This is a genomic window from Polymorphospora rubra, assembly GCF_018324255.1.
Lineage (GTDB): Bacteria > Actinomycetota > Actinomycetes > Mycobacteriales > Micromonosporaceae > Polymorphospora > Polymorphospora rubra.
In genome coordinates this window covers 7,343,414-7,356,171 of record NZ_AP023359.1, presented here as the reverse complement: position 1 = coordinate 7,356,171, position 12,758 = coordinate 7,343,414, and the positions used below count along the sequence as shown (strand labels likewise).

At 68.4% G+C, this 12,758-nt stretch carries 10 protein-coding genes and 2 pseudogenes; 3 read left to right on the top strand and 9 right to left on the bottom strand.

Annotated elements, in window-relative coordinates:
- Positions 1-419: 419 nt before the first annotated feature.
- Positions 420-1,922, top strand: a complete 1,503-nt coding sequence (locus Prubr_RS32085; RefSeq protein ID WP_246567944.1) for a non-reducing end alpha-L-arabinofuranosidase family hydrolase — start codon at positions 420-422, stop codon at positions 1,920-1,922.
- A 421-nt stretch (positions 1,923-2,343) separates the two neighbouring features.
- On the opposite strand, the gene Prubr_RS32080 is transcribed toward Prubr_RS32085, so the two are convergent.
- The 7 genes and pseudogenes from Prubr_RS32080 to Prubr_RS32050 all read right to left on the bottom strand — a co-directional run bounded on the left by Prubr_RS32080 (position 2,344) and on the right by Prubr_RS32050 (position 8,234).
- On the bottom strand, positions 2,344-2,667 hold the full coding sequence (locus Prubr_RS32080; RefSeq protein WP_212818877.1) for an alpha/beta hydrolase family protein: 324 nt from the start codon (positions 2,665-2,667) through the stop codon (positions 2,344-2,346).
- A gap of 14 nt (positions 2,668-2,681) precedes the next feature.
- Positions 2,682-3,260: an alpha/beta hydrolase gene (locus tag Prubr_RS32075; protein ID WP_212818874.1), complete on the bottom strand. Its 579-nt coding sequence runs from the start codon at positions 3,258-3,260 to the stop codon at positions 2,682-2,684.
- A gap of 4 nt (positions 3,261-3,264) precedes the next feature.
- Positions 3,265-4,811 (bottom strand): annotated as a pseudogene (locus Prubr_RS37425) (aldehyde dehydrogenase family protein).
- The gene (locus tag Prubr_RS32065) at positions 4,808-5,623 is read right to left on the bottom strand and encodes an ABC transporter ATP-binding protein (RefSeq protein ID WP_212818870.1); all 816 of its coding nucleotides are present in this window, start codon (positions 5,621-5,623) and stop codon (positions 4,808-4,810) included. Before Prubr_RS32065 ends, Prubr_RS37425 begins: the two are co-directional and overlap by 4 nt.
- A 2-nt stretch (positions 5,624-5,625) precedes the next feature.
- On the bottom strand, positions 5,626-6,378 hold the full coding sequence (locus Prubr_RS32060; RefSeq protein WP_212818868.1) for an ABC transporter permease: 753 nt from the start codon (positions 6,376-6,378) through the stop codon (positions 5,626-5,628).
- A complete protein-coding gene (locus Prubr_RS32055; RefSeq protein WP_212818866.1) occupies positions 6,378-7,157 on the bottom strand; it encodes an ABC transporter permease in 780 nt (259 codons plus the stop codon). The genes Prubr_RS32060 and Prubr_RS32055 overlap by 1 nt, the downstream gene beginning before the upstream one ends.
- A gap of 3 nt (positions 7,158-7,160) precedes the next feature.
- Entirely contained in the window at positions 7,161-8,234 is a 1,074-nt protein-coding gene (locus tag Prubr_RS32050) for an ABC transporter substrate-binding protein (RefSeq protein WP_212818864.1), read from the bottom strand.
- 140 nt (positions 8,235-8,374) lie between these two features.
- Between Prubr_RS32050 and Prubr_RS32045 the strand changes: the two genes are divergently transcribed.
- Positions 8,375-8,857: a MarR family winged helix-turn-helix transcriptional regulator gene (locus Prubr_RS32045; protein WP_212818862.1), complete on the top strand. Its 483-nt coding sequence runs from the start codon at positions 8,375-8,377 to the stop codon at positions 8,855-8,857.
- A gap of 471 nt (positions 8,858-9,328) precedes the next feature.
- Here the strand turns inward: Prubr_RS32045 and Prubr_RS32040 are convergent, their stop codons facing one another.
- Positions 9,329-10,294: an RNA ligase family protein gene (locus Prubr_RS32040; protein ID WP_212818860.1), complete on the bottom strand. Its 966-nt coding sequence runs from the start codon at positions 10,292-10,294 to the stop codon at positions 9,329-9,331.
- 89 nt (positions 10,295-10,383) lie between these two features.
- A pseudogene (locus Prubr_RS32035) lies at positions 10,384-10,623 on the bottom strand (transposase); the annotation flags it as partial.
- Between the two features lie 529 nt (positions 10,624-11,152).
- Between Prubr_RS32035 and Prubr_RS32030 the strand changes: the two are divergent.
- On the top strand, positions 11,153-12,571 hold the full coding sequence (locus Prubr_RS32030) for a trypsin-like serine protease (RefSeq protein WP_246567941.1): 1,419 nt from the start codon (positions 11,153-11,155) through the stop codon (positions 12,569-12,571).
- Positions 12,572-12,758: the final 187 nt, after the last annotated feature.

The window sequence follows — 12,758 nt, the reverse complement described above, 5'->3', positions numbered from 1 at the left end:
GCACCTGACTCGAGACCGATGTGAGCGCTCACATCGTGCCCAGCGTGGCGCGGGTACGGAAGGCAAGTGCTCGAGGGTGTAGCTGCTGAGTTTGCGCCTCAATGTCGACTCGACCCCACGGGCAATATTGCAACTCCGCTGCTCTTGCCCTTGATGAGGCTGAAACATTAAAGTAATATCCACTTGTTTCGATGGTCGGCACTGGTGGCGTCCGGATTGTCGCAGGTGGATGGCGCCGCCTGCCGCGCGTTGTGATCGCTAACACTTGGATCGTGTCGAGCGTCGATTCATGGGGTTGCCTTGCCCTGGGCCGGCCTGGCGACCTGATCCGGGCATCGTCCGTCCGCCGTGCATGCGTAACCGCTCCAGCCGACCGCGGAGCGGATGTCGGCGGTGTCGAACCCTACTCAGGGAGAAACATGAACGAGGTCGGTATGGTCTCGCCTGTCCATCGTCGCTGGCGGTGGCTGGCGGTGATGGCGGCGGTTGCGTTGGCCGGCGGCGGTGTCGCAGTGGTGGCCGGCGCGCCGGCTGCCTCCGCAGCCACAGTGGACACCGGTGCGTGGTATGTGCTGGTGAACCGTAACAGTGGCAAGGCGTTGGACGTGTACAACCTGGCCACGAACGACGGGGCGCGGATCACGCAGTGGACCCGGAACAACGGCAACCAGCAGCAGTGGCAGTTCGTTGACTCCGGCGGTGGCTATTACCGGTTGAAGTCCCGGCTGTCAGGCAAGGTGCTGGACGTCTACAACTGGTCGACGGCCAATGGTGCCAGCATTGTGCAGTGGAGCGACGGTAACGGGTTCAATCAGCAGTTCCGGCTGGCGGACTCCGCCGGTGGCTACGTTCGGTTGATCAACCGGAATAGCAACAAGGTGGTGGAGGTGCAGGGCGCCTCGACCGCTGACGGTGGCAACATCGTGCAGTACGACGACTGGGGCGGCAACAACCAGCAGTGGCAACTCGTCCGCGTCGACGGCGGGACCAATCCCACCACGCCGCCGCCTGGCACCTGTGCTCTTCCCTCGACATACCGCTGGAGCTCGACGGGATCGCTGGCGAATCCAAGGTCGGGGTGGGTATCACTAAAGGACTTCACCCACGCCCCGTACAACGGCAGGCATCTCGTCTACGCGACGACGCACGACACGGGTACGACGTGGGGCTCGATGAACTTCGGCCCTTTCGCGAACTGGTCCGACATGGCCTCGACCAGCCAGAACGCGATGCCCTTCTCTGCTGTTGCCCCTACACTCTTCTACTTCGCCCCCAGGAACATTTGGGTGCTCGCCTACCAGTGGGGTGGAACCGCCTTCTCCTACCGGACATCGAACGACCCCACCAATGTCAACTCATGGTCGTCACAGCAGGTACTCTTCTCTGGAAGCATCTCCAACTCCAGCACCGGACCCATTGATCAGGCACTCATCGGCGACAGCGCAAACATGTACCTGTTCTTCGCCGGAGACAACGGCAGGATCTACCGGGCCAGCATGCCCATCGGGAACTTCCCGGGAAGCTTCGGCTCCACCTCGACGATAGTCATGAGTGACACGACGAACAACCTGTTCGAAGGAGTCCAGGTCTACAAGCTCCGGGACGAGAACCGGTACCTCATGCTCGTCGAGGCGATCGGGGCACAGGGGCGATACTTCCGCTCGTTCACGGCCACCAGTCTCGGCGGCTCGTGGACACCACAGGCCGCGACCGAGAGCAACCCCTTCGCGGGCAAGGCCAACAGCGGCGCCACCTGGACCAACGACATCAGCCACGGCGAACTGATTCGCAGCAACGCCGACCAAACCATGACCATTGATCCCTGCAATCTGCAACTGCTCTACCAGGGACGTGACCCCAACTCCGGCGGCGACTACGGCCGCCTGCCCTACCGGCCGGGCCTGCTGACACTGCAGCGCTGACACTCCAACGTCACTCGGCTTCGGCCTCGGACAAGGCGTGGACATGAGGGCGGCCACCGCGCGATCATCGATGGTTCGTAAGGACAACCGAAGATCGTACGGTGGCCGCGTGCCACAGCGTGGAACCCACCAGGCGCAGATCGCCCTGGACGAGCCGATTCCTCGAACCTCCGTCTCTCCCTGCCCGCCGCCACCAGCCCGCACCCTGCACGGCTGGCCGTGGCAGTGGGAACAGCCATAGCGGCGGGCAGGAAGGTGTGCCTCGAAGGCCCGCGGCGTTCGAGGCACACCTTCACCACCTGAGCAGGTCGACGGAGACCACCTCGCAGGGCGCGGTGCGGCCGACTCATACCGTCGTCGTCCCAGGTGACTCCGACCCTTCGACCGCATCTGTCGATGGTCGCGATGGCGCGAACACCAGTCAGGACAGATGCGTTGCGAACCAGTCGAGCATGGGCTGAGGGCGACGCTGGAACTCCAGGTAGCCGTCCCAGCGCGCGGTCGTCCCTTCGATCCAGTGCAGCTTCTTTTCGGTGATGGGGATGTTGTCGTACATCGTCTGGACGTCGCTGGGGTCGGTGAGGACGTCGTCGCGTACCTGGTACAGGAAGGTGGGGACGCGGACGTTGCGAGCCCATTCCTGCGGGCTGCGGCGGGCGAAGTCGATGCCGGTGTGCCGGATGATGAGCTGTTCGAGGTCGTTGAGCCGTCCCGCCGCGCCGAGCATCGCCAGTCGGCGTTCCATGATGACGCGCGCGGTTACCGGCTGGGGCGCGACAAGGCAGCGTACGCCCCGAACGCCTCGGGGAACTGGGTCATGGCGGCGAAGGTGGAGCTGGCGCCGAGGCATCGGCTGAACAGGCCGATGGCCGCGTCGCGGGTGTCCGGGCGGTGCCGGGCATAGGTGAGTGCGCCGACGACGTCGCGGGCCTCGAAGAGCCCGCTCGAGCTGATGCCGCCGTTGCCGGCGCCACTGAGGCCGTGGTTACGCAGGTCGTAGGCGAGGACGTGGTAGCCGGCGTCGTGCAGGATCTGGTAGTCGGGAACGAAGTCGACTTCGAAGCCGTTGCCGCTGGCTGCCCAGGCCGAGTGCCAGGGCTCCAGGTGGGTGGGCAGGCCGGCGCGGGTGAAGCCCATCGGGTGGTTCGCGATGACCAGCTTGGCCGAGCCCGGCGCGGGCAGGAACCAGCCTTCCAGCGGCACCCCGTCGTGGGACAGGAAGGTGACCTCCTCGAAGTCGAGCCCGACCTCGTCCGGCGAGCGCAGCACCGGTGAGCGGGGCGGGTGGCTGAATCCCGTCGCGATCCGGTCCAGCAGGTGCGATATCTGGTCGCCCATGGAGTCAGTTCCCCTCCGTCCGCTCGTCCTCGGCAAGCAGCCGGTCACGCGCGGCGGCGAGGGCTCTGGCCATGGCGCCGGGTGGACGGGCGAAGGTGGTCGTGGATGCCGGGGTGGGGCCGGTCTTGACGGTGATGGCGTGCGGGTAGACGAACTCGAGGAGTCCTTCGTCGCCGTGCTTGCGGCCGTGACCGCTGTCTCCGCGCCCACCGAACGGCAGCCCGGCGTTCTGTGAGAAGGCGAGCGCGTCGTTGACGCTGGTCATGCCGACGCGCAGGCGGCGGGCGATGTCCTCGCCCCGGTCGCGGCTGAACACGGCACTGCCCAGGCCGTACGGGCTGGCGTTGATCCGGGTGATCGCCTCCTCGGTGTCGCCGACCCGGACGATCGACAGCACCGGCCCGAAGGTTTCCTCGGTCGCGGCCAGGGCGTCCGGCGGGACGTCGACGAGGATCGTGGGTTGGACGTACCGGTCGCCGGTGGTCCGGTCGGCCGGTGCTCCGATCACGGCGGTGGCGCCCCGCTGGAGGGCGTCGGCGATGTGGTGGCGGATGACCGCGAGCTGAGCGGGCAGTGGGACCGGGCCGATCTGGTCGTCGTCGTCGCTACCGGCGTGCACCCGACCGGCGTGTGCGGCTATCTTCTCCACCAGGGCGTCGTGCACGGCGTCGACGACGTAGGCCACTTCGAGGCTGATGCAGCCCAGGCCGGCGTTCTGGAGCGCGCCCCAGGTGATGTGGGCGGCGGCCTCGTCCAGGTCGGCGTCCTCGGCCACCACGACGGCATCGTTTCCGCCGAGTTCCAGCAGCATCGGGGTCAGGCGCGCGGCGCAGTCCGCGGCCACCGCCCGGCCCGAGCGGACGCTGCCGGTGAACGCGATCTTGTCCACGCCGGTGGTGAGGTTCTGGCCGGTGGCGGCGAAGCCGACGACGGTCTGGAAGGCGTCGGGCAGGTCAGGTACGGCCTGCCGCCAGGACCGGGCCAGCCACACGCCGACTCCAGGGTGACCGGGCTGGGCTTGAGTATGACGGCGTTGCCGGCGGCCAGGGCGTGGATGACGATCGCTCCCGGGGTGCCGAGCGGGAAGTTCCACGGCCCGATCACGCCGACCACCCCGTAAGGAAGGTATTCCACCCACGCCCGCTGATTCGGCGACGCGGCTGGAGCGGGCACCGCGCGGCGGCCGAGGACCCGTTCGACGTTGTCGAGCACGAAGGTCAGATGCCCGAGAACGGAGAGCACCTCTGCCCGGCCGTCTTCCAGGGACTTGCCGTTCTCGGCGCGGATCAGTGCCGCCAGGTCCTCCCCGCCCCGGGCGATCTCCCGGCGCCAGGCACGCAGTCGTACCGCCCGGCCGTCGAAGCCGAGGTCCCACCACGGCCCGGCGGCCGTTCGTGCGCCCTGGACCGCCGTACCCACCTGCTCCGGACCGGCTGCCCGGTAGCGGGCCAGTTCCCGGCCCGTGCTCTGGTCGAGGGTGATCACCTCGTCGCCGGTGGCACCCGGGGCGCCGTCGCGGGGAGCGGTGCTGTTCACGGTCTGCGTGCTCATCGTCGTTCCCCGATCGTCGAATGATGGTGAGGCGTCGGCGCCGAGCCGTCGAGGGCCGTGCGCCGGATCAGCGTCAGCACGTGTGCGCGCAGCTCCGCGAACCGGGCCAGGCGCTTGGTGGCCATCTGGTCACGCGGGCGGGGGAGATCGACCTGCACCGTTTCGAGCACGACGCTCGGGCGCGCGGACATCACCACCACCCGATCCGCCAGGTAGACCGCCTCGTCGATGTCGTGCGTGACGAGCAGCATGGTGACGCCGGTGTCGTCGCGTACCCGCAGGATCAGGTCTTCGAGGTCCGCGCGGGTCTGTGCGTCCACCGAGGCGAACGGCTCGTCCAACAGCAGGATCTCCGGGGCGTACGCGAGCCCCCGGGCGATCGCCACGCGCTGCTGCATGCCACCGGAGAGCTGCCACGGGTATCGGTCTCCGAACCCACCCAGACCCACCGCGTCCAGCGCCGTGGCGACCCGTTCGGCGCGGTCGGCCGCCGACCGGTACCGGTTGCGCAGCGGCAGGCCGACGTTGCGTTGCACGGTGAACCAGGGCATCAGCGAGCGGCTGTAGTCCTGGAACACCGAGGCGATCTGCTTCGGCGGCCGGGTGACCGGGACGCCGTCGAGGGTGACCGTGCCCGACGACGGCTTCAGCAGGCCGCAGAGGCACCTCAGCACGGTCGTCTTGCCGGCGCCGGAGGGCCCGACGATGCAGACGAACTCGCCCTTGCCGACCGTCAGGGTCAGGTCGCGGATCGCCTCCACAGCCTGGCCACCAAAGCCGTACGTCTTCCGCAGGTTCGTTACCGAGAGCACTGTCAGGTCCTTTCCGTCATTCCGATGTGCCAGCGCAGGACGCGTCGTTGCAGGAGGAGGAAGAGGGTGCTCAGCGCCACCCCGAGCAGGCCGAGCAGCACAGTGCCGGCCCACATCTGCGGCACGTCGAAGGAGTTGCGCGCGCTGAGGGTGACGAAGCCGACGCCGTTGGTCGCGGCGTACAGCTCGGTGACGACCATCATGATGAAAGCGATCCCCAGCGCCGTGCGGATGCCGGCGAAGATCTGCGGTGCCGCCGCCGGCAGCAGCACGAAGGTCAGCCGCTGCGCCCGGGTGAGCCGGTACGAACGGGCCACGTCCTCCAACTGCGGATCGATCCCGCGTACCGCGTCGACCGTGTTCAACAGCACCGGGAACACGCACACGAACGTGATGACCAGGATCTTCGAGCCGTCGCCGATGCCGAACAGGACGACGCTGATCGGCACCAGTGCGGTGCCGGGTAGGGAACGGCAGAACTGCAGCGCCGGGTTCAGGGCCTGCGCGAGCAGCAGGCTGCGGCCGAGCGCGGCGCCGACGACGATCCCGATGACCGTCGCGATCAGCAGGCCGGCGAGCAGCCGGGTGACGCTCGGGACCAGGTCCGAGCCGACTCGTGCGAACAGCCAGGACTCCTCAAAGGCGGCCAGCACCTCGCGCAGCGGCGGGTAGAAGGGCGACGTGCTCCCCGCCGAGGTCGTCCACCAGAGCAGGACGAGCAGCACGGGTACGAGCAGCCGAAGGCCGGTTCTCATCACGCCTGACCTCCCCATGCGTGCTGCGTCCGGTAGGCGGAGTGCCAGCGCAGCGCCCGCCGTTCCAGCCGCTCGAAGACGGCGTTGAGGCCGACACCGAGCAGGCCGGCGATGACGATGACGCCGTACGTCGCGTCGTACAGGCCGTTGCCCGCGTACGTGGCCAGGGTGTTGCCGAGCCCGGGAACGGCGCCGATGAGCTCCATCGCGATCGCCACGAGCAGCGTGATCGTCGACGCGATCCGCAGGCCGGTGAAGAAGTACGGCAACATGCTCGGAACCGTCACCCAGACCAACCGCTGCGGTGTGGTCAGTCCGAACACCCGTGCCGTGTCGACGGTGACCGGGTCGACGTCCTTTACGCCGGAGAACGCCTGGAGCAGCATGGGCCACAGGGCCGCCACCGCCGCCAGGAGCACCACCACCACGGGCCTGGCGCCGAGCAGCAGCAACATGATGGGTAGGTAGACCACGACCGGGATCGGTCGGAAGAACTCGACCGTGCCGAGCAGCAGCTCGTTGACCACAGGGACGCTCGCCATGGCCGTGCCGACGATCGCGCCGACCGTGACGCCGATGGCCAGGGCGACGGCCCAGTGTGCCAGGGTCTGCGACACGGCCGTCCACAGGACGGCGGTGCCGATGTTGGCCCAGAGCCAGGCGGCGATGTCGGAGACCGACGGGACCTCGGCCGGGAGGGTGCCCGAGCCGGACAGCGCCTCCCAGCTCCCGAGCAGCGCTGCCGTGGTGAGGACGGGTAGTAGCAGGGTGGGTCTCATCGGCTACTCCGAGACCCGGAGGCCGCGCGGGGGCGCCTGGAGGTCGTGCGCGTCCGGCGACTCCGACCAGGTGAACTCGTCCAGCGCGGGAGCCCTGTCGATCCGGCCGTGGTCGACCATCAGCCGGGCGACGAGTTCGGCCGAGCGTCGGTCGATCCCGCTGACGTACCAGGGCAGCGGGAGCTCCGCCACCACCTCGGCGGGCGCACCGGTGGTCCGTACGATGGTCGCGCGGACCGCTTCCGGGTTGTCGTTGGCGTAGGCGGTCGCCTCGCCCCAGGCCTGCAGGAAACGGCGCATCACGTCCGGATTCCGGTCCACGAACCGCTGGGAGCCCATCAGGATGCTCGGCACACTGCGCGGGCCGAGAGCGCTGGTGGCCGGGTTGCCGAGGGAACGGAACCCGCCGGTCAACAGTTGGCCCGCGAACGGCTCCAGGGTGCTGATCGCGTCGACGCGGCCCTGCCGCAGCGCGGCGACCTGGTCCTCGAACGGCACGGCGACGATCCGGACCGCGCTCGGGTCGCCGCCCGCCCGGCGCACCGCTTCGAGGACGGTCAGATCGAAGAAGCTCTCCAGGCCGTTGACGGCGACGGTCCGGCCGGCCAGGTCCGCGAACGACCGGATGCCGCTGGCCTCCGGCACGACCAGGGAGAACGCGTCCCCCTCCGGCGACTCGTAGTCGGTGACCAGTGAGGTGACGATCTCCACCGGGAAGCCGGCGGCGACAGCGGCCGGCACTGCGGTGATCTCACTGACGGCCAGCTGGATCTGTCCGTTGAGGAGCAGCGCCACGCTGTTGGCGCTGGCTCCGGAGCCCGGCACCTGGTCGATCTCGAAGCCGTGCCGCTCGAAGATCCCCTGATCGATACCGAGCGAGAGCTGCGCGTTGTTGGCGGTCGGACTGAAGTCGATGACCAGTCGGGTCAGGCCCGAACCGGCTGTCTCGGCCGGATTTCCATCGGTGCCGCACGCACCCGTGACGGTGAGCAGGCCGAGGGCGAGGCTCGTGGCGATCAGCGTCCGGCGGGATCTCCCGTGTGGCTGGTCAGCCCTCTGCGTCCAGTACATATCCATGATCCCCTTCCCGTGCTCAGTGCACCTGAGCGGATGGATCGTCGGCGGGGCGAGAGTATCGACGAACGTGACGAGAGTATCAAAGTCTTGATGCGGCACAAGACGTGAACTCGGGTCAAGGTGCGGTAGGCTCCGTGGCCGTGACCGACGAAATGGCAGTGACCTTTGACCGCGAGGAGATGCTCGGCCGCGTCGCGTCGACACTGCGCCGGGCCGACCTCGCCGTGCTCGCCGCCAAGGAGCCGCCGCTGCGCAAGGTCGGCGTGTCAGGCTCGCTCTACGCCGTCCTGGCCAACCTGGGGGTGACGCCCGGCCTGACCGGCGCCGAACTGGCCCGCGTGGTCGGGGTGACGCCACAGGCGATCACGCCGCTGGTCGTGAAGCTCGTCGAACGCGGCCTGATCGAACGTCGGACCCATCCGCGCCACTCCAACATCCAGGAGTTGCAGCTCACCGACAGCGGGCGCCGCGAGACGGCCAGAGCCGACCGGATCATGCTGCACCTGGACAACCACATCCGCGATTCGCTGGGCACCGAGGACTACCAGCGACTACGCGTACTGCTTGACGTGGTCATCAAGAGCATGCCCTCCTGGGTCCCCCCGCCGGACGAACCGTCCTGACGTTTGGCAGGCCCCTGCGGCAACCTCACCCGCGACTGCGGCGGCGCACGGGTGCGGCCGACGCTGCAAGGCGTCGCCGTCGACCAGCGCGCGTAATCGGGCCCTCAGCGGTGGTTCGGGCTGGTTGGGGTTCGACCGTCCGGTGTGGCGTTGACCGAGCAGCAGCGTGTCGATCTGTCCAGGATGGCCGGTGACCGGTCGGTGGACGCTGTCGTGGCGGGACGGGCGCCAATGGTGTCGTGGCGCGATGAGGGCTGCAGCGCTGAGGGGGTGCCCCGCTGGCCGGGGTATCGCGTCCGACGGTGAACATCTGGCTGCGCCGCTACCGGGAGGCGGGGGTGAGGGGCCGGCCGCAGCAGGTTCTCGCGTGCCCGCCGCACGTCGCACTCAAGAAGGCTCAGCACGGTCGGCGGACCACAGCGACCTGGGTAGGTAACCGGTTCTGTCACGCCAGGAGTAGCTTGCCCGCTGCTACCTGTGGTGCGGTTCCTCGGCACTGCCGGCGTGCCCGTCGATCGTCGCAATCCGGATGGCGTGTCGTACGTGCTCCTGTAGGGCGTTGTCCGCCGTGTGGTCCAGTTGTGCCATTGCCGTGGGGAAGGCGTTGGTGAGGTCGATCAGCACGTCCAGCACGGCTTCGTCGGCGATGGCGGCCTGGTTCACGCCCACTTTGGAACGGGCGGAGGCGAGGCGTATCGGGTTGGCCATCCGCCCGGCGATGGCGAACAGGTCTGTCAACGTGAGTGGGGCGCCGGCGTCGAAAGGTTGACTGTCGTCGAAGCGTTGCTCGTCGAACTCGGCGATCTTGTGCTTGACGATCGAACGCTTTCCGGGCGGCAGCGTCCGATCAGCGCGGAGTACGACACCTTCTGCCAGGTTCCCCGGTAGGGGCGGCAGCCCGAGCGAGTCCGGGATCGTGGTGACGAATCTCGTCGGTATCGTGTCGAGGTCCTGGCGTCGGCCCCGCCCGAGCAGCGGCACGACATCGAGCCCCGCGACCGCCGCCACCTCGCGGACCCGCGCGAACGGCAGGTACGCACCCTCCTCGTCGTCGGCGTCCTGCACGAGTACGTCGAACAGCGCGAACCGCAGGTCCGGGCTGTACCAGACGCCGGTCTGCACGGCGGTGACCCCGGGTGCCGGTGGCACATCGGGGTGCGGGTAGGCGCCTCCGTACAGCTCGCCGTAGAGGCGCACTGCGGCGCCCGGCCCGGGCAGTGCGGCGTGGGCCGCCGCTACCAGCCGGTTGCGTAGCAGCTGCCATCCGAAGAAGGGGTCCTCGTCACGTAGCCATGCCTTACGCTTGCCGACCCGCGTGGTGCGGCCGTCCGTCGCCACGACCAGCTGCGCCCCGTGGATCTTCTCGGCCGCAATCCAGGGTCCGGCGACATCGCGGGTGCTAATCGTGCCGATCTTCGGGTACTGGATGTGCCGCACCCCATCATTATGGGCACCGTAGACGCCATGTCATCCGGTTTAGACCGGCTTACCTAGGGCGCGCTTCATAAGCGGTGCAGAGCCACTCGTTAAGCGCGGTGGCGAAGCAGGTGAAGCCTGCTCGTCCGTGCATTTGGCGTGCGATTCGTTTGGTCTTGCTGTTGTCGCTTCGGTGGGGCCGTTGCTGTAGGGGAGCGTGAGCGTGGCGCTCACGGCGTCCCCGTCTCGGTCCAGGCTCCAGGCGAAGGAGTGCAGATGGGTCGATCGGTTGCGCGGACCTGGACGATCCAGAGTGTGCGAGCCGGTCGGCGGCGGCCGGGTCGCGGTCTGGCCACCAGGCGACACGACGGCGGGGCGATTCCGAGACCTTCGACCGGAGAGTTGATCGGCGGGAGTCTTTGTGACTAGTGGCCCGGGCCATGTCAACGCACCTTGGGCCCCATTGCGTCACAATCGGCCACCGATGTGACTTCATCTGGCCATTCAGACTCCGTCGGCCGGTTCGGGGTGCTGCACCGTCCCGAACCGGAGGCTTGCCCGATCGCTGCCTGCTCGAAGCGGTCGGGGTCAGCCGCGGTGGCCCGTCGGTGACGATCCGGGATCGTGCTCGAGGTGCGGGGCAGGCCGTGCTGCTCACTATCGGTGACCGGGGTCGTCGGAAAGGACCCCTTGTAAGGGCCTCCTTTTCCTGGTGAAAACGTTGACCGGGGGTGCCTACCTTGCTCGCCGTGAGTCGGCCAATCGCGCATCCTCTATCCAAGTCGCATCGACTGAGCTAAATTTCCGTTCAACTCGCGGAGTGCGGCGCATCCAACCCCCGATGCACGCCGGGCTTCGCTGGTTCTATGGGAGGAATCTGTGTCACGAGCACGACGGATGATGCTGGGCATCGTCACCGCCGCGACGATGATCGTCAGCGGCGGGGCCCTCGCGGCCCCGGCGAACGCCGCGCCCTCAGAAACGCCGACCCCGCTGGTTGTCGGCGGCACGCTCGCCGCGCCAGGCGAGTTCCCCTGGATGGTTCGCCTTTCGATGGGCTGCGGCGGCGCGATGTACACGCAGAGCCTGGTGTTGACCGCCGCGCACTGTGTGGGTGCGACCGGTCCCACCAGTTCGATCACCGCCACCTGGGGCGCCGTCGACCTGCAGGACCCGGCCCGTACCACCCGGACGTCCAACTACGTCTACCGGGCGCCGGGCTACAACGGCGACGGCAAGGACTGGGCGCTGGTCCGCCTGTCGAGCCCGATCAACAGCCCGCTGCTGAAGATCGCCACCGACACCTCGCTGCACGCCGGTTCGTTCACCGTGGCCGGGTGGGGTGCGACGACACAGGGTGGCGGACAGTCGCGCTATCTGCGTAAGGCGACCGTCCCCTACATCAACGACAGCACCTGCGCGGCCCAGGGCGGAAGCTACGCGGGCCTGATCCCCAACGAGGAGATCTGCGCCGGCATCCTGCCCGGTGGCGGCATCGACACCTGTCAGGGCGACTCGGGCGGCCCGATGTTCACGCGCAACGCGGCCAACGAGTGGGTGCAGGTCGGCATCACCTCGTGGGGCATCGGATGCGCCCAGCCGAACGCGCCGGGCGTCTACGCGGAGGTGCAGCACTTCGCCGCCGACATCCTCGCCGCGGCGGTCTCGCTCGGTGGCGGCCCCGGCACCGGTGGTGTCGCGGTGACGAACCCCGGTGGGCGGTCGTCGACCGTGGGCACGGCGGTTTCCGCGACGCACAGCGCTTCGGGCGGTACGGCGCCCTACACCTGGACGGCGACGGGACTGCCGGCCGGGCTGTCGATCTCGTCGACGACCGGCACCGTCACGGGCACCCCGACGACCGCCGGCTCGTACTCGGTGACCGTGACCGCGACGGCCGCGGCCGGTGGGTCGGGTAGCACGTCCTACACCTGGACGGTGAATCCTGTCGGTGGGTGTGGGCCGATCACCAACGGCACCGACCTGACGATTCCTGATGTGTCGACGGTGGAAAGCGCCATCACGGTATCGGGTTGCGCGGGCAACGCCTCGTCGTCGTCGACCGTCGAGGTGCACATCGTGCACACGTACAAGGGTGACCTGGTCGTGACGCTGGTCGCGCCGGACGGCAGCCTCTACACGCTGCACAACCGGACCGGCGGGAGCGCCGACAACATCGACACGACCTACACGGTCAACCTGTCGAGCGAGGCGCGCAACGGGACCTGGAAGCTCCGGGTACGTGACGCGGCAGCGGCCGACGTCGGCTACCTCAACTCGTGGACGTTGAGGCTCTAGCCGTCTCCGGGATGGCCGGGTGACCGTCGGGTGTGGCCCTCGTGGTAGCCGCACTTCGGGCCGTCACCCGGCCATACCAGCAGCTTCTGCACCGCCTGGGCATCGTCAGCGAGATCGACCGGTCCCGCGCGGTCGTTGACTCGATCAGCGTCCGGGCGCAAGAGGGACGACGAACCAGTACCGGTCC